Annotated in this window: 16 protein-coding genes and 1 tRNA gene; 12 read left to right on the forward strand and 5 right to left on the reverse strand. The window is 69.1% G+C overall.

Annotated elements, in window-relative coordinates; translation table 11 throughout:
• Positions 1 to 16 precede the first annotated feature (16 nt).
• On the forward strand, positions 17 to 1,264 hold the full coding sequence (locus tag ACYVAQ_RS10235; protein ID WP_460789204.1) for a lipopolysaccharide biosynthesis protein: 1,248 nt from the start codon (positions 17 to 19) through the stop codon (positions 1,262 to 1,264).
• A 187-nt stretch (positions 1,265 to 1,451) separates the two neighbouring features.
• On the opposite strand, the gene polA is transcribed toward ACYVAQ_RS10235, so the two are convergent.
• Positions 1,452 to 4,133, reverse strand: a complete 2,682-nt coding sequence (polA, locus tag ACYVAQ_RS10240; RefSeq protein ID WP_460788949.1) for a DNA polymerase I — start codon at positions 4,131 to 4,133, stop codon at positions 1,452 to 1,454.
• Between the two features lie 42 nt (positions 4,134 to 4,175).
• Between polA and ACYVAQ_RS10245 the strand changes: the two genes are divergently transcribed.
• Entirely contained in the window at positions 4,176 to 4,598 is a 423-nt protein-coding gene (locus ACYVAQ_RS10245) for a hotdog fold thioesterase (protein WP_460788951.1), read from the forward strand.
• Positions 4,599 to 4,609: 11 nt separating this feature from the next.
• Here ACYVAQ_RS10245 and ACYVAQ_RS10250 read toward each other — a convergent pair whose 3' ends face one another.
• Positions 4,610 to 5,194 carry a GNAT family N-acetyltransferase gene (locus ACYVAQ_RS10250; protein WP_460788953.1) on the reverse strand — a complete coding sequence of 195 codons (585 nt, stop codon included), beginning with the start codon at positions 5,192 to 5,194 and terminating at the stop codon, positions 4,610 to 4,612.
• 113 nt (positions 5,195 to 5,307) lie between these two features.
• Between ACYVAQ_RS10250 and ACYVAQ_RS10255 the strand changes: the two genes are divergently transcribed.
• The 8 genes from ACYVAQ_RS10255 (at position 5,308) to ACYVAQ_RS10290 (ending at position 12,923) form a co-directional block, all read left to right on the forward strand.
• Positions 5,308 to 6,096 carry an ABC transporter substrate-binding protein gene (locus ACYVAQ_RS10255; protein ID WP_460788955.1) on the forward strand — a complete coding sequence of 263 codons (789 nt, stop codon included), beginning with the start codon at positions 5,308 to 5,310 and terminating at the stop codon, positions 6,094 to 6,096.
• 19 nt (positions 6,097 to 6,115) lie between these two features.
• Positions 6,116 to 6,928 (forward strand): amino acid ABC transporter permease, encoded by an 813-nt coding sequence (locus tag ACYVAQ_RS10260; protein ID WP_460788957.1) that lies wholly within the window; start codon positions 6,116 to 6,118, stop codon positions 6,926 to 6,928.
• On the forward strand, positions 6,925 to 7,680 hold the full coding sequence (locus ACYVAQ_RS10265; protein WP_460788959.1) for an amino acid ABC transporter ATP-binding protein: 756 nt from the start codon (positions 6,925 to 6,927) through the stop codon (positions 7,678 to 7,680). The genes ACYVAQ_RS10260 and ACYVAQ_RS10265 overlap by 4 nt, the downstream gene beginning before the upstream one ends.
• Positions 7,681 to 7,842: 162 nt before the next feature.
• Positions 7,843 to 9,045, forward strand: a complete 1,203-nt coding sequence (locus ACYVAQ_RS10270; protein ID WP_460788961.1) for a branched-chain amino acid ABC transporter substrate-binding protein — start codon at positions 7,843 to 7,845, stop codon at positions 9,043 to 9,045.
• Between the two features lie 105 nt (positions 9,046 to 9,150).
• Positions 9,151 to 10,149 (forward strand): branched-chain amino acid ABC transporter permease, encoded by a 999-nt coding sequence (locus tag ACYVAQ_RS10275; RefSeq protein ID WP_460788964.1) that lies wholly within the window; start codon positions 9,151 to 9,153, stop codon positions 10,147 to 10,149.
• Entirely contained in the window at positions 10,146 to 11,321 is a 1,176-nt protein-coding gene (locus tag ACYVAQ_RS10280; protein ID WP_460788967.1) for a branched-chain amino acid ABC transporter permease, read from the forward strand. Before ACYVAQ_RS10275 ends, ACYVAQ_RS10280 begins: the two co-directional genes overlap by 4 nt.
• Positions 11,318 to 12,223, forward strand: a complete 906-nt coding sequence (locus tag ACYVAQ_RS10285) for an ABC transporter ATP-binding protein (RefSeq protein WP_460788968.1) — start codon at positions 11,318 to 11,320, stop codon at positions 12,221 to 12,223. The genes ACYVAQ_RS10280 and ACYVAQ_RS10285 overlap by 4 nt, the downstream gene beginning before the upstream one ends.
• Positions 12,210 to 12,923: an ABC transporter ATP-binding protein gene (locus tag ACYVAQ_RS10290; RefSeq protein ID WP_460788969.1), complete on the forward strand. Its 714-nt coding sequence runs from the start codon at positions 12,210 to 12,212 to the stop codon at positions 12,921 to 12,923. Before ACYVAQ_RS10285 ends, ACYVAQ_RS10290 begins: the two co-directional genes overlap by 14 nt.
• 98 nt (positions 12,924 to 13,021) lie before the next feature.
• Here ACYVAQ_RS10290 and ACYVAQ_RS10295 read toward each other — a convergent pair whose 3' ends face one another.
• Complete coding sequence (locus ACYVAQ_RS10295; protein ID WP_460788972.1) at positions 13,022 to 13,690, reverse strand: hypothetical protein; 669 nt, start codon at positions 13,688 to 13,690, stop codon at positions 13,022 to 13,024.
• 79 nt (positions 13,691 to 13,769) lie between these two features.
• A complete protein-coding gene (locus ACYVAQ_RS10300; RefSeq protein ID WP_460788974.1) occupies positions 13,770 to 14,363 on the reverse strand; it encodes an ANTAR domain-containing response regulator in 594 nt (197 codons plus the stop codon).
• Positions 14,364 to 14,444: 81 nt separating this feature from the next.
• Between ACYVAQ_RS10300 and ACYVAQ_RS10305 the strand changes: the two genes are divergently transcribed.
• Positions 14,445 to 14,528: transfer RNA gene (locus tag ACYVAQ_RS10305), tRNA-Leu, on the forward strand.
• 101 nt (positions 14,529 to 14,629) lie between these two features.
• Positions 14,630 to 15,349, forward strand: a complete 720-nt coding sequence (locus tag ACYVAQ_RS10310; RefSeq protein ID WP_460788977.1) for a transcriptional regulator — start codon at positions 14,630 to 14,632, stop codon at positions 15,347 to 15,349.
• A gap of 120 nt (positions 15,350 to 15,469) precedes the next feature.
• Here ACYVAQ_RS10310 and pyk read toward each other — a convergent pair whose 3' ends face one another.
• Positions 15,470 to 16,930: a pyruvate kinase gene (gene pyk, locus ACYVAQ_RS10315; RefSeq protein ID WP_460788979.1), complete on the reverse strand. Its 1,461-nt coding sequence runs from the start codon at positions 16,928 to 16,930 to the stop codon at positions 15,470 to 15,472.
• Positions 16,931 to 17,017: the final 87 nt, after the last annotated feature.

Below are 17,017 nucleotides of genomic sequence, written 5' to 3' on the forward strand. Positions count from 1 at the left end.
CTAGGCTCTACGCGTGATGAGCGTGGTCGAGGCCCCGGTGGGCTCCAAGATCCTCCGGTTGCTGCGCAGCAGCGCGGGGATCGCGATCGCCATGGCCGTCATGAACATCGGCGCCTACGCGTTCCAGATGGTCTCGGCCCGCCTCCTCGGCCCCGAGCAGTACGGCGGCATCGCCAGCCTGATGGCGCTCCTCATGGTCCTCTCGGTGGTCCAGCTCGGGATCCAGGCGACCGCCGCCCGACGGATCGTGCACGAGCCCGCGGACGTCGCCGCCATCGAGCAGAGCATCCTGGCCACGACCTGGCGCGCCGCCTGGGGCCTGGGGCTCCTCGCGCTGGCCTGCGCGCCGCTGGTGTGGAAGCTCCTGGAGCTCGGGTCGATCTACCCGGCGCTGCTGCTGGCGCTCACCGTCGTACCGACCACGCTGATGGGTGGCCAGGCGGGCGTCCTGCAGGGCGAGCGCCGTTGGCTGCCGCTCTCGCTGATGTACATCGCCGTCGGCGTTCCGCGCGTCGTCCTGGGCGCCGGCTTCCTCGCCGTCCGGCACACCGAGGGCAGCGGCATGCTCGGCGTGCTGGTCGCCTCCTTCATCCCGGTCGGCATCGGCTGGCTCGCGCTGCGCGGCCACCGGCCGCACGCCACGGCCACCGAGCACAACCGGGAGGTTCGTCGCGACGTGCGCCACGAGGCGATCGCGTCGTCGATGGCCCTCCTCGCGTTCACCGCGCTGGCGAACCTCGACGTCATCGTCGCGCGCAACGTCCTCTCCCACCACGACGCCGGTCTGTACGCCGGTGGCCTGATCGTCACCAAGGCCGTGCTGTTCCTGCCGCAGTTCGCGGTGGTGATCCTGTTCCCGTCGATGGCCGACGACTCGCAGAGCCGGCAGGCGATCGTGCGGGGGCTGATCTTCCTCGGCGGGCTCGGGGCGTTCTGCGTGCTGGCCACCTGGGCGCTGCAGAACGTCGCGGTCCAGTTCGTCGGGGGCGAGAAGTACGCCGGGGTCACCGGACGCCTCTGGCTCTTCGCGGTCATCGGCGGCCTGCTGTCCCTGCTGCAGCTGCTCGTCTACAGCGGCCTGGCCCAGCGCGGCCGGAGCACGAAGTACATCGTGGCCGTCAGCGTGGCCGCCCTGATCGGCCTCGGCGGCATGGCGACCGGCCTCACCGGCCTGGCCCTGACGGTGATGGCGATCGACGCCGTCACCGTGGCGGTGCTGCTGGCCCTCCAGCTGCTGCAGCGCCCGGCGACGCTCTCCGAGTAGTCCGCGCCCGCGAAGTAGTCCGCGCCCGCGAAGGCGTGCCGCCACGAATGGGCGGGACCTACCGACGCCGACCGCGAGCGCGGCAGCGCGGCGCCGCCGGTGTCGAGCCGGGGTCCTCACCGGAACGAAGTGACGGCGATGACCCCGGGAGACACCGATCAGCGGCGACGCGCTCGCGCCGAACGAATCAGTGGGCCGCGTCGTGCCAGGACCGCCCGGTCCCGACCGAGACGTCCAGCGGCACGGCCAGGTCGGCGGCGGAGCCCATCTGCTCGCGCACCAGCGCCTCGAGCGTCTCCCGCTCCCCCGACGCCACCTCGAACACGAGCTCGTCGTGCACCTGGAGCAACATCCGTGAGGCCAGCCCGGCCTCGGCCATCGCGGCCCGGGTCTTCAGCATCGCGACCTTGATCAGGTCGGCGGCCGAGCCCTGGATCGGGGCGTTGAGGGCCATCCGCTCGGCCATCTCGCGCCGCTGCCGGTTGTCGGAGGTCAGGTCCGGCAGGTAGCGGCGCCGCCCCATGATCGTCTCGGTGAACCCGGTGCTGCGCGCCTCGTCGACGACGCCGCCCAGGTAGTCGCGGACCCCTCCGAAGGTCTGGAAGTACTCATCCATCAGCCCGCGCGCCTCGCTCGGCTCGATGCCGAGCTGCTGGGACAGGCCGAACGCCGAGAGCCCGTAGGCCAGGCCGTAGTTCATCGCCTTGATCTTCGCGCGCTGCTCGGGCGAGACGTCGACGTCGTCGGGCACGCCGAACACGCGCCGAGCGGTGATCGTGTGGAAGTCCTGGCCCGACCGGAACGCCTCGATGAGCAGGTCGTCCTCGGACAGGTGCGCCATGATCCGCATCTCGATCTGGCTGTAGTCGGCGGTCATCAGCGCCTCGTAGCCGGCTCCGACCACGAAGCTCTCCCGGATCCGGCGGCCCTCCTCGGTGCGGACCGGGATGTTCTGCAGGTTCGGCTCGGTGCTGGAGAGCCGGCCCGTCGCTGCGATCGTCTGGTGGAAGGTCGTGTGGATCCGGCCGTCGGGCTGGACGGTCTTGAGCAGCCCCTCGATGGTCTGCCGCAGCCGGATCACCTCGCGGTGGCGCAGCAGGTGCAGCAGGAACGGGTGCTCGGTCTGCGCGAACAGCCCCTGCAGCGCGTCGGCGTCGGTGGTGTAGCCGGTCTTGGTGCGCTTGGTCTTGGGCATCCCGAGCTCGTCGAAGAGCACCACCTGCAGCTGCTTGGGCGAGCCCAGGTTGATCTCCCGGCCAATGACGGCGTACGCCGCCTCGGCCTCCTCCCGCACCAGCGTCGCGAAGTGGCTCTCCAGCCCTTCGAGGTGCTCGGTGTCGACGGCGATGCCGGTCTGCTCCATCCCGGCCAGGATGCCCACCAGCGGCAGCTCGACGTCGGTGAGCAGCTGCTTGCCGCCGGCCTTGGCGACCTGGTCGGCCAGCTCGGCGGACAGGTCGAGCGTGGCGCGCGCCTGCACCATGGCGTCCGTCGCGACACCGGCCTGGTCGCCGCTGTCGTCGAAGAGCAGCTCGCCCTGGTCGGGGTCCTCGCTCGTGGTGAGCTCGCGGTGCAGGTAGCGCAGGGTCAGGTCGGCGAGGTCGTAGGACCGCTGGTCCGGAGCGACGAGGTACGCCGCCAGCGCGGTGTCCTCGACCACGCCCGCGAGCGTCCAGCCGTGGGCGGCCAGCGCGACGAGCGGACCCTTCGCCGCGTGCAGCACCTTCGGCTGCGCCGGGTCGGCCAGCCAGGTCGCGAGCGCGGCGTCGTCCGCGGGGCTGAGGTGCTCGACGTCGACGTACGCCGCGCGCCCGTCGGCCAGCGCCAGCCCGATGCCCGTCACCCGGCCGGTGCCGCTGCCCCAGCTGCCCTGGACGCTGAGGCCGACCGTCTGGCCGGCCACATCGGCGAGCCAGCCCGCCACCTCGCCCTCGGCGAGGGCCACGCCGTCGAGCTCGACGCCGGCCTCGACCTGCACGTCCTCGGCGGGTGCGACGACGTCCATGATCCGGGTGCGGAGCTCACCGCGGAACTCCAGCTCGTCGAGCAGCTCGAGCGCCGAGGACCGGTCCCACTCGCGCCGGACCAGGTCCTCGACGGTGACACCGAGGTCGAGGTCGCGCACGAGCGCGTTGAGCCGGCGGTTGCGGATCACGTCGCCGAGGTGCTCGCGGAGCGACTCGCCCTTCTTGCCGGTGATCTTGTCGGCGTGGGTGATCACGTTGTCGAGGCCGTCGTAGGTGTTGATCCACTTGGCCGCGAACCCGGCCCCCACCCCCGGGACGCCCGGCAGGTTGTCGGAGGTCTCCCCCACGATCGCCGCGAGCTCGGGGTAGCGGTGCGGCGGGACGCCGTACTTCTCCTCGACCGCCGCCGGGGTCAACCGGGCCAGGTCGGAGACGCCGCGCATGGGGTACAGGACCGTGGAGCGGTCGGTGACGAGCTGGATCGAGTCGCGGTCACCGGTGAGGATCAGGATCTCGAGGTCGTCCACCTCGGCGAGCGACTGGGTGACGAGGGTGGCGATGATGTCGTCGGCCTCGAAACCCTCGGACTTGAGGAACGGGATCGAGAAGCTGGTCAGCATCCTCTCGATCAGCGGCAGCTGGCTGCTGAACTCCCCCGGCGTCTTGTTCCGCTTCGCCTTGTACTCGGAGTACTCCTCGGTGCGGAAGGTCTGCCGCGAGACGTCGAAGGCCACCGCGACGTGCGTCGGCTGCTCGTCGCGCAGCACGTTGACGAGCATCGAGGTGAAGCCGTAGACGGCGTTCGTGTTCTGCCCGGTCGCGGTCGAGAAGTTCTCGACGGGCAGCGCGAAGAACGCACGGTAGGCGAGCGAGTGACCGTCGAGGAGCAGCAGCCTGGGCACCCGGCGACTCTACCGAGCGCCACGGACACTAACGTCGGCCGCATGGCCGAGAACGATGACCTGATCGAGCAGCTCAACCTCACCCGCGGCGCGCTCAACGACAAGCTGGACGTGACCGTCGTGGAGGCCTCGCCCGAACGGGTCGTCGGGACCATGCCGGTCGTCGGCAACACCCAGCCCTACGGCCTGCTGCACGGCGGCGCGTCCGTCGCGCTCGCCGAGACCCTGGGCTCGGTGGGCTCCGCGCTGCACGCCGGCACGATGGGCAAGGTCGCGGTCGGCGTGGACATCAACGCCACCCACCACCGCGCGGCCACGTCCGGCGTCGTGACGGGTACGGCGACCGCCATCCACCTCGGCCGCAGCAGCGCGGCCTTCGAGGTGGTCATCACCAACGAGCAGGGCAAGCGGGTCTGCACGTCGCGGATCACCTGCGCCCTGATCGACGCCCCTCCCGCGGGCTGACCCCGCCGGCCTCAGTCGAAGTCGACGAGCGCGATCCGCTCGACAGCGGCCCGCGCCGCCCGGCGCTGCGAGCGACGCGCCGCGAGGACCTTGTTCAGGCCCCGGTCGGTGGCGGTCGGCGGGGTGATCCGCTGCCGGACCACCGAAGTGGTCGCGAGCCGGATCGTCGCGACCGGGCCGAATCCGAGCCGCGCCATGAACCGGTTCGCCTCGCGCGACGTCGACGGCACGGCGGTCGTGACGTGGAGCAGCCCGTTCTCCTCGGCGTACGTCGTCGCCGCATCCATCAGCGCGCGGCCGACGCCGTGACGGCGCAGGTGCGGCAGCACGCGCGGCTGGACGGACTGGACGCAGGGCTCGAGGTTGATCGGCGAGAGCGTGGTCAGGCGCAGGTACACGGCGCCGGCGAGCTGTCCGTCGTACTCGACGACGACGAGCCTCTGCTCTGGCGACGCGGCCGCCTGCTTGATGACGAGCTCGAGGTCCGCCACCTGGTCGGACGGGTCCGTACGACGCAGCACGTCGCTCCACAGCTCGACCAGTGCCGCCGCGTCCTCACGCCGTGCGATCCGCGTGACGAGGGGGCTGCGACTCATGGGCGAGAGCCTACGCCCGGCCCTGCTCGGCAGTGCAAGGGTTGGTCACGATTGCCGAACATCTCTGTGACGTGGAGCGCCTGGCGGAGGGTCCCGGGTCTAGGGTGTCGCGCATGTCCAAGTCACGCCTCGTCGCCCTGCCTGCCGTGGTCCTCGCCGCCATCTCCCTCGCGGGGTGCGGCTCGAAGGCGGCCACCACCTCGTCCGGCGCCTCGATCATCCAGGCCGGCACGCTCACGGTCTGCTCCGACATCCCCTACGCCCCGTTCGAGGACATCGACAAGTCCTCCCCCTCGGGCTACACCGGCTTCGACATCGACCTGGTCAGCGACATCGCCAAGAAGATGAACCTGTCCCTCACCATCAAGCGCACCCCGTTCGGCCAGCTCAAGAGCGGCGCCGCCCTCAACGCCGGCACCTGCGACCTGGTCGCCTCGGCGATGTCGATCGAGCCCGACCGTGCCAAGGTGCTCGACTTCAGCGAGCCCTACTACGACGCCGAGCAGTCCCTGCTGGTGCCTGTCGGCAGCTCCATCAAGACGATCACCGACCTTGCGGGCAAGAAGCTGGGCGTCCAGAAGGAGACGACCGGCGAGACCTACGCCAACGACAACAAGCAGCCCGGCGAGACGATCATCGGCTACGGCACCGACCCGCAGGAGTACCAGGCGCTGCTGGCCGGTCAGGTCGACGCGCTGCTCCAGGACCTCCCCGTGAACCTGGTCCACACCAAGGACGGCAAGTACACCGTCGTGCAGACCTACAAGACCGGCGAGCAGTACGGCTTCGCCGTCAAGAAGGGCAACGCCCAGCTGCTGAAGGACGTCAACTCGGCGTTGGACGCGCTGAAGAAGGACGGGACCTACCAGAAGACCTGGGACAAGTACTTCAAGGCCAGCTGACGACCTCCGAGGCGATCCTGTGAAGCGCACGACCAAGCGCAGGCTGTCGACGCTTGCCCTGTACGCCGTCTTCGTGGCCGCCCTCGTGGCGCTCGCGCTGGTGGCGAACTGGCAGACGATCAAGTTCAACTTCTGGAACCACGACGGCGTCGCGTTCAACAAGGACAGCAACTGGCCCGACCTGATCACGACGGGCATCGTGAACACGCTGAAGTACACCGCGATCGCCTTCGGGGGCGGCCTGGTGATCGGCGTGGGGATGGCCCTGATGCGCCAGGCACCGGCGGCGCCGTACCGGTGGCTCGCCACGACCTACATCGAGTTCTTCCGAGGCCTCCCGGCGCTGCTCGTCATGGGCTTCTGCTCGACCGGCATCCCGATCGCCTTCGGCTGGCACCCGCCGGGCGGACCGGTCGGGGCCGGCCTGGTCGGCCTGATCCTGGTGGCGAGCGCCTACATGGCCGAGACCATGCGGGCCGGCATCCAGGCGGTGCCTCCCGGGCAGGTCGAGGCGGCGCGCTCGCTGGGCATGAGCTCGGTGAGCACCACGCTGCGGATCGTGCTCCCCCAGGCGTTCCGGATCGTCGTACCGCCGCTGACCAACGAGTTCGTGGCCCTGATCAAGGACACCGCGCTGCTGTCGACCGCGGTCGGCATCGAGCTCAGCCAGCGCGAGCTCACCTCGGTGGCCAACGACTTCGTCAACGGCGGACCCTCGGCCGGCACCTCGACCAGTCTCATCCAGGCGGCGCTGCTGTACCTGGTGATCACTCTCCCACTCACCCAGACAGTGGCCTGGCTGGAGCGCCGACAGCGGAGGGCTGTGCGATGACGATCGACGGCACGACACCGGGCACGGCAGCGATCGCCGTGCGGAACCTGCACAAGTACTACGGCAAGCACGAGGTGCTCAAGGGCATCGACTTCCAGGTCGACCCGGGGCAGGTCGTCTGCGTCATCGGCCCGTCCGGTTCGGGCAAGTCGACGCTGCTGCGGTGCGTCAACCGGCTCGAGGAGCCGACCTCCGGGGAGATCCTGGTCGAGGGCATCGACATCTGCGACCCGGAGACCGACCTCAACCTGGTCCGCTCGCGGATCGGCATGGTGTTCCAGCAGTTCAACCTGTTCTCGCACCTCACCGTGCTGCAGAACCTGACGCTCGCCCAGCGGAGGGTGCGCGGCCGCAAGAAGGCCGAGGCGATCGAGGTCGCGCGCGCGAACCTGGCGAAGGTCGGGCTGGCCGAGAAGGAGAAGTCCTATCCCGGCCAGCTGTCCGGTGGTCAGCAGCAGCGCGTCGCGATCGCACGGGCGCTGTCGATGAACCCGGACATGATGCTGTTCGACGAGCCGACCAGCGCCCTGGACCCGGAGCTCGTCGGCGACGTGCTCGAGGTGATGAAGAGCCTGGCCGCCGAGGGCATGACGATGATGGTCGTGACCCACGAGATGGGCTTCGCCCGCGAGGTGGGCGACCGTCTGGTCTTCATGGACGGCGGTGTGGTCGTCGAGGAGGGCGACCCGCGCGAGGTGCTGGCCAACCCGCAGCACGAGCGGACCCAGGCCTTCTTGTCGAAGGTCCTGTGAGCCCGACGGTCGCACGGCGGTTCACCTGCTCGAAACCGTGTCACGACTCGGTCACGACGCGGCCGTGATCCTTGACACTCCCCCGACGCCCGGCGAGTCTGCCGAGCGATGACAACGCCCGCACAGGTCGGTCGACCCCAGGGCCGGACACACGGAGATCAGATGAGGCAATCGTTCAAGTACGCCGCTGCACTCAGCGCCGTCGCCCTCGCGGCGACCGGTTGCGGCACCAAGTCGACGACGGACACCGGCGGCAACGCCAAGGACCTTCCCGTCCAGACGTCGATCCAGGTGCCGGCCAACGCCGCGAAGCCCGCCGGCGACGGGAAGGCCTCCTGCCCGAGCGGCACCACGCTGGCCTACATCGGCGCCGAGACCGGCCCGAACGCCCAGCTCGGCATCAACATCTACAACGGTGTGCAGCTGGCCATCACCCAGCACAACAAGGCCAACCCGAACTGCCAGGTGCAGTTCAAGAAGTACGACACCGAGGGCGACCCCGACAAGGCGACCGGCCCGGTGACCCAGGCGACCAACGACAAGAACATCATCGGTGTCGTCGGCCTGCCGTTCTCGGGCGAGTCCCAGGCAACCGGCAACATCTTCGAGCAGGCCGGCCTCGTCCATATCACCCCGTCGGCCACCAACCCGCAGCTGACGCAGAACGGCTGGACCACCTTCTACCGCGCGCTCGGCAACGACAACGTCCAGGGCCCGGCGGTCAAGGCGCTCGCCGACAAGCTCGGCGAGAGCAAGGTCTACGTCATCCAGGACGACTCCGACTACGGCATCGGCCTGTCGACCACGGCCCAGAAGGCTCTCGGCAGCATGGTCGTCGGCACCGACAAGGTCACCACCGGCCAGAAGGACTTCTCGGCCGTCGTCTCCAAGGTGATGAACGCCAAGCCGGACGCGGTCTTCTACTCCGGCTACTACGCCGAGGCCGCCCCGCTGGACCAGCAGCTCGTCAACAAGGGTTACACCGGCACCTTCATCGGCCCGGACGGCGTCAAGGACGACCAGTTCATCAAGCTGGCCGGCAGCGCGTCGAGCAACGCCTACTTCACCTGCCCGTGCCTCCCCGGTGAGCTCATCCCCGAGTTCGAGTCGGCGTACAAGTCGGCGTTCAACGCCGAGCCCGGCACCTACTCGGTCGAGGCGTACGACGCCGCGACCGTGCTCCTCACCGGCATCGACAAGGGCAACCTGACCCGCGACAAGCTGAAGAGCTTCGTGAAGTCCTACGACGGCCAGGGCCTGTCCAAGGTCCTCAAGTGGGACAGCACCGGCGAGCTCTCCGAGACGCCGGTCTTCGCCTACTCGGTGAAGAACGGCAAGATCGTCTCCGTCGGCTCGCTCGGCTGACGCCGACCACGGCTCAACAGCACTGACCAGGTGGGGCCGCCCGTACAACGGGCGGCCCCACTGCCGTCAGTGACCAACTGATCGTCACAAGCGAGGATCCGACACGTGATACATCTCCTGATCGACGGCAACCAGTGGATCACCTTCGACTGGGCGTCGCTGAAGCAGAACTTCTGGAGCGTGACCTTCGACGGGCTCACCTTCGGCTCGATCTATGCGCTCGTGGCGCTCGGCTACACGCTGGTCTACGGCGTGCTCAACCTCATCAACTTCGCCCACTCCGAGGTGTTCATCTCGGGTGCCTACGCCTGCGTCTTCACGCTCAGCGCGCTCGGCTTCGGTCCGTCGCCGCTGCAGCTGTCGATCGTGCAGCTCGTCGGCTGCCTGTTGGCGGCCTGCATCGCGGCGATGGCGGCATCGGCCGCCGTGGCCTTCCTGCTCGAACGACTGGCGTACAAGCCGTTGCGCGCCCGCAACGCGTCGCGGCTCTCGTTCCTCATCACCGCGATCGGCGCCTCGTTCGCCATCCAGTACCTGATCTACCTGTGGCGCAGTGCCAACGCCGAGCCCGCGATCACGATGTTCCTCCCGACCCAGCTGTTCACGGTCGCGGGTGCCGCGGTCGACAACCAGCAGGTCACCATCGTGGTCGCCGCGCTGGTGATGATGGTGGCGGTCGACCAGTTCGTCCGCCGTACCCGCCTCGGCCGCGGGATCCGCGCCGTCGCGCAGGACCCCGACACCGCCACGCTGATGGGCGTCGACCGCGAGCGGATCATCGTCACCACCTTCGTCATCGGAGGACTCCTCGCCGGCGCGGCCTCGCTGTTCTACGTGATGAAGGTGCCCTCGGGTGTCATCTACAACGGCGGCTTCATCCTCGGCATCAAGGCCTTCACCGCGGCCGTCCTCGGCGGCATCGGCAACATCCGCGGCGCCCTGGTCGGCGGCCTGCTGCTCGGCCTGATCGGCAACTACGGCCAGATCCTGCTCGGCAACTCGCAGTGGACCGACGTGGTCAGCTTCGTCGTGCTGGTGCTGATCCTGATGGTCAGGCCCACCGGCCTGCTCGGGTCCGACCTCGGCAAGGGGGCACGCGCATGAGCACCGAACCCGTCCTCGGCTCCGGCGGTGAGCAGCAGCACCTCGACGAGGTCGCCGAGCACGCCAACAAGAAGCCCGGTCGCTTCGACGCCCTGAGCAGCTGGTGGGACAGCCGGTCGCGCTTCACCCAGTGGGCGGTGCTGATCCCGATCGTGCTGGTGATCTTCCTGCTGCCGGTCATCAACCCGCCGATCATCACCACCGAGCCGGGCAACGACTGGCCGCTCGCGTGCTTCGACATGGCGCGCTTCGCGCTCGTCGCGCTCGGCCTCAACGTCGTCGTCGGCCAGGCAGGGCTGCTGGACCTGGGGTACGTCGGCTTCTTCGCGGTCGGCTCGTACGTCGCCGCGCTCTGGACCAGCCCCGACTCGCACATGGTCCACATCCCCTACCTGTGGACCCTCCCCCTCGCGATGGTCGTGACGGTGATCTTCGGTGTCGCCCTCGGCATCCCGACCCTGAGGCTGCGCGGTGACTACCTGGCCATCGTGACCCTCGGGTTCGGTGAGATCATCCGCCTGCTGGCCACGCTGATCCCGCCGATGCGCGGGCAGCAGGGCTTCAAGGAGGTCGGCCACCCGCCGGGCCCCACCCACGACAACGTGCCGCTGTTCTCCAACAACCACGGGACGCCCTGGTACATGCTCACCGTGGCCATCATCATCCTGGTGATGATCCTGCTCGGGAACATCGAGCGCAGCCGGGTGGGCCGCGCCTGGATCGCGATCCGCGAGGACGAGGACGCCGCCGAGATCATGGGCGTGCCGACCTTCAAGTTCAAGATCTGGGCCTTCGGCACCGGCGCCGCGATCGGCGGTCTGTCCGGCGCCTTGTTCGCGGGGCAGGTCGGCTTCGTCAACAACCAGAAGTTCGACGTCGTCACCTCGGTGCTCTTCCTGTCCGCGGTGATCCTCGGTGGCTCCGGCAACAAGCTCGGGGTCATCATCGGCGGCGCGCTGGTCTCCTACATCCCGAACCGGTTCACCGCGATCGCCGACTACAAGTACCTCATCTTCGGCGTCGCCCTGGTGCTGTTGATGATCTTCCGCAGCCAGGGGCTGATCGGGGCGAAGTCGCACCTGCTCAGCCACGCCCGCCAGGCACGACGGCGGACGGCCGAGCTGGTCGCCGCCCGACGTACCGCCAGCAAGCCCGAGGAGGCGGCATCGTGACCGAGCAGACCCCCGAGATCCCCGAGGTCATCCCAGACACCGCGGCACCCTCAGCGCCCCCGGCGCTGGACTCCGAGGTCGCCGAGGCCGCCGCGCCGCAGCGTGAGATCGCGGTGGCGGAGGGCGAGAAGCTGCTCGAGATCCGCGACCTGTCGGTGACCTTCGGTGGCCTCAAGGCCCTCGACAGCGTCAGCTTCGACATCAAGCGGGGCGAGATCCTCGGCCTGATCGGCCCGAACGGTGCCGGCAAGACGACCTGCTTCAACGCCATGACGGGCGTCTACCGGCCCTCGGGCGGCGACGTCCTGCTCGAAGGGGTGTCCCTGCGCCGCAAGAAGCAGCACGTCATCACCCGGATGGGCCTGGCGCGCACCTTCCAGAACATCCGGCTGTGGGGCGAGATGACCGCCCTGGAGAACGTCGCGGTCGGGCTCGACACCCGGCACGGCACGAGCCTGTTCGGCGCGATGCTCGGCGCACCCCGGCACCGGCGCGAGGAGAAGGAGACGATCGAGCGCGGCATGGCGCTGCTCGAGTTCGTCGGCATCCCGGAGGCGGCGATGACCAAGGCGAGCGCGCTCCCCTACGGACACCAGCGCCGGCTCGAGATCGCCCGGGCGCTCGCGACCGACCCGAAGATCCTCTGCCTGGACGAGCCGGCCGCCGGCTTCAACCCGGCCGAGAAGGAGAACCTCAGCGAGCTGATCCGCACGATCCGTGCCGACGGCTACACCGTGCTGCTCATCGAGCACGACATGAAGCTCGTCATGGGGGTCACCGACCGGATCGTCGTCCTGGAGTTCGGACGGCTGCTGGCCGAGGGCCTGCCCAAGGAGATCCGCGCCAACCAGGCCGTGATCAACGCCTACCTGGGAGAGGAGATCGACGGTGGCGCTGCTTGAGATCAAGGACATGTCCGTCCACTACGGGCGGATCCAGGCGATCAACGAGATCTCCCTGTCGGTCGACGAGGGCGAGATCGTGACGCTGATCGGCGCGAACGGAGCCGGGAAGACGAGCACGATGCGTGCCGTGGCCGGGCTGCTCACCCTGTCCAACGGTTCGATCACCCTCGACGGCGAGGACATCACCAAGGTGAAGGGCCACAAGCGGGTCCAGCGCGGCATCTCGCTGGCGCCCGAGGGCCGCGGCATCTTCCCGGCCATGACGGTCATGGAGAACCTCGACATGGGCGCCTACGGCCGCAAGGACAAGAAGGAGGTCAAGGAGGACCTCGACCGGGTCTTCGACCTCTTCCCGCGGGTCGCGGAGCGGCGTACCCAGAAGGGCGGCACGATGTCCGGCGGCGAGCAGCAGATGCTCGCCATCGGCCGCGCGCTGATGTCGCGTCCGCGTGTGCTGCTGCTCGACGAGCCCTCGATGGGCCTGGCGCCGCAGTTCATCCGCCAGGTGTTCAGCATCATCAACCAGGTCAACGAGCAGGGCACCACGGTGCTGCTGGTCGAGCAGAACGCGAACCAGGCGCTCTCGATCGCCGACCGTGCCTACGTCCTGGAGACTGGCACGATCACCCACAGCGGCACCGGCAAAGACCTGCTGGCCAACCCGGCCATCAAGGAGGCGTACCTCGGCGTCGCTTGACCTGGCAGGACAGGACAGATCCGCCCAGGGCCGATGCCCTGGGCGGATCTGTTCTCAGCCAGCGTCACCGGCCAGTCGGCGTCAGCGGCGGATCGGGCTCACGCGAAGCAGCGCGCCTTCCGCTGGGCCGCGAGCTCGAACGGCGTCTGCGCCTTCAGCCGGCAGGTCCAGGTGCCACCGGCCGCCTCGGTGACGTAGCTGCTCCAGGTGTGGGTGCGCCAGACGACCGTCCCGCCGAACGACGTCGGCCCGTCCGACTTGCACACCGACTGCTCGTAGGTGCCGTTGACGTAGCGACGCGCCCTGTACCAGATCAGCGTCGTGCCCGCCGGGACATGCATGGTGACCTGCGACGTCACCGTGGTCGTCTCCGTGCTCGTGGTCCGGTACGACGCCGCGAGGTTGAGCTGGGCGTGCAGCTTGACGAAGATCCCCACGACCTTCTTCAGCGTCGCCGAGGCGCCTGTGTCGACAGAGCTCTGCGAGCCGACGCGGGCATAGAGCGTGGTCGTCTTGCTGGTGGTCGTCCGCTGGCCACGCACGATGGTGACGCCCACTCCGAACGACTGAGACTTGAATCGGTAGACCTGGATCGAGGCGGTTCCCTTGACCGCGCGGATCTGAGGCGTGAAGTCCGTCGGACGACATGCGGTCACGGCCGCCGCCGGCGAGGTGAGGCCCGGTGTGACGGCGGCGACGCCGCCGAGCGCCACGCTGAGGATCAGAAGAGCAGTCGCCGCGATGCGACGCTCCGAGAGAAAGCCCATGATTGCTCCTTCGTGCCGCGCCCACCGCGGGCGCCGTGCTCGAGGGCCCTACCCCAGTGCCGCAGGCCACGAAACCCGGTCAGCTGCCGGGGACGCCGTGCGACACGACGCCCTCGGCGACCTGGCGCATCGACATGCGCAGGTCCATGGCGGTCTTCTGGATCCAGCGGAACGCCTCGGGCTCGGTGAGCGAGAGCTGCTCCTGCAGGATGCTCTTGGCGCGGTCGACGGCCTTGCGGGTCTCGAGCCGGTCCTTGAGGTTCTCGACCTCGGCCTCGAGCTGGGTGATCTCGGCGAACCGGCTGACGGCCATCTCGATCGCCGGCACCAGGTCGGACTGGTTGAACGGCTTGACGATGTAGGACATCGCGCCCGCCTCGCGCGCCCGCTCGACCAGGTCGCGCTGGGAGAAGGCGGTCAGCATCACGACGGGCGCGATCCGCTTGCCGGCGATGGCCTCGGCGGCCGCGATCCCGTCCAGGACGGGCATCTTCACGTCCAGGATGACCAGGTCGGGCCGCAGCGACTCGGCCAGCTCGATGGCCTTCTGCCCGTCGCCGGCCTGCCCGACGACGTCGTACCCCTCCTCGACGAGCATCTCGGCGAGGTCCATCCGGATCAGCGTCTCGTCCTCGGCGATGACGACCGTGCGGCGGGCGGGAGTCTCGGTCACGGAGCAAGGTTATCGGGCGACGGCCGAGACAGCGCGCCCGATGCGTACCTTGTCCACGGCGGCCTCTAACATTGCCGCAGAGCCGGGTTGGCGGAACGGGCAGACGCGATGGTCTCAAACACCATTGCCCGAAAGGGCGTGTGGGTTCAAGTCCCACACCCGGCACCGAGAGTTGCGTTGTCGGCGCGGAGGCGCACAGTCGTTGTGTGCCCCACATCCGATCTGCACACATCGTCGAATCTGCTCTTGCCGACTCGGACGCGGGCATGCTCGACCGCGACAACGCCGCGAAGCACGGCGTAGCGGTCAAGACGATCCGACGGTGGCGCCGGCTCTACCAACGACGCGGCCTCCCGCGCGGCCAGGCACACACCTCGGTTCCGTGCCCGCGGTGCGAGGACGGAGTCCTCGATCCGGCGGCGTACAGCGAGCTCCTCGGGTGGTACCTCGGAGACGGTCACATCGACCTCGGACGTCGCGGCGTGTACGCCCTGCACATCTTCAACGACGAGCGGTACACCGAGGACAACCAGCGACTGGCCGATCTGATGAGAGCGGTGAAGCCGGGCGGTCGACCGCACACCCGAATGCACCCCGGCTGCGTGGTGACCACGATGGGCTGGAAGCACTGGCCCTGCCTCTTTCCCCAGCACGGCCCGGGTCGCAAGCACGAGCGGCCGATCGTCCTCGAGGACTGGCAGCGTGCGATCGTCGGGGACCATCCGGCGCCGTTCCTGCGCGGCCTCTTCCACTCCGACGGGTGCCGGGTCATGAACTCCACGACGAAGCTCATCGCGGGTGAGCCGAAGACCTACCGGTATCCGCGCTGGCAGTTCTCGAACGCCTCGGTCGACATCCGCGAGCTGTGCTGCTGGGCGCTCGACCTCGCCGGCGTGGCGTGGCGGCAGTCCAACCCGCGCGTCATCAGCGTGAGTCGACGCGGGGCTGTCGCCCGCCTCGACGACCTGATCGGTCCGAAGACCTGATCAGCTATGGATCCTGAGTGCCGGGAGTGCGTGCATCGCAAGGCGGAGCCGCGAAGGCGGCCTAGGAGCGAAGCGGGCCGTCGAGTGGCGACAACGTAGCGAGGCGCGTGCTCCCGGTGCTCAGGAGCGGCGGTAGGCGGGGGCGACCTCATTGATGGCGTCGCCCATCCGGTGGATGCGCAGGGCGTTGGTCGAGCCGGGGATGCCCGGCGGGCTGCCGGCCACGATGACGACGAGGTCGTCCTCCTTGACCCGGCCGATGCGCAGCAGCTCCTCGTCGACCTGGCGCACCATCTCGTCGGTGTGCTCGACGGGCAGCGTCTTGAAGGACTGCACGCCCCAGGTCAGCGCGAGTTGGGAGCAGGTGCGGTCCTCGGGGGTGAAGGCGAGCACCGGGATCGAGCTGCGCAGCCGCGCGAGGCGCTTGGCGGAGTCACCGGACTGGGTGAACGCCACGATCAGCTTCGCCTCGACCCGCTGCGCGACCTCCTCGGCGGCCTTGGTGATGACGCCGCCGCGGCTGCGGGGCTTCCACTTGATCCGTCCGAACCGGCTGAAGGTGTCGTCGACGAGCGCGTGCTCCTCGGTGGCCTCGATGATCCGGGCCATCGTCTCGACCGTGACGACGGGGTACTCCCCCACGCCGGTCTCGCCGGACAGCATCACCGCGTCGGCTCCGTCGAGCACGGCGTTCGCCACGTCGCTCGCCTCGGCGCGCGTCGGTGCGGGGCTCGCGATCATCGACTCCAGCATCTGGGTGGCGACGATGACCGGCTTGGCGTTCTTGCGGGCCGCCACGATGACCTTCTTCTGCAGGAAGGGCACCTCCTCCAGCGGCATCTCCACGCCGAGGTCGCCGCGCGCGACCATGAAGCCGTCGAACGCCTCGACCACCTCGTCCAGGGCGTCGATCGCCTGTGGCTTCTCGATCTTCGCGATCACGGGCACCTCGATGCCCTCCTCACGCATGATCACCCGCACGTCCTCGGCGTCCTTGGCGTTGCGCACGAAGCTCAGCGCGATGAAGTCGACGCCGAGGCGGAGCGCGAAGCGCAGGTCCTCGGTGTCCTTCTCCGACAGCGCCGGCACGGACACGGCGACGCCGGGCAGGTTGATGCCCTTGTTGTTGCTGACCTTACCGGCGACCTCGACCTCGGTCACCACGTCGGTGTCGGAGACCTCCAGCACACGCAGCCGGACCTTGCCGTCGTCGATCAGCACCGGGTCACCGGGACGTACGTCGCCGGGCAGCCCCTTGTACGTCGTACCGCAGATCTCGCCGTTGCCGTCGACGTCGCGAGTGGTGATCGTCCAGCGCTGGCCGTTCTCGAGGAGGACCGGGCCACCGGAGAACCGCTCGAGGCGGATCTTCGGGCCCTGCAGGTCGGCGAAGATGCCGACCGCCTGGCCCGCGAGCGCCGCGGCTTCCCGCACCCGCTGGTAGACCTCGGCGTGCTGCTCGTGGCTGCCGTGGCTCATGTTGAGCCGGGCGACGTTCATGCCGGCCGCCACGAGCTCGCGGATCTTCTCCTCGGAGCTGGTCGCGGGGCCGATGGTGCACACGATCTTGGCTCGTCTCACGTGTGAAGCCTAGTGGTGCACCGCACCGTCCACGCAGTCGGCCGCGTACTGGCCGGTAGGCATCCGAGGCCCCTTCCGGATGGCTAA

This window comes from Nocardioides maradonensis, from assembly GCF_054777115.1.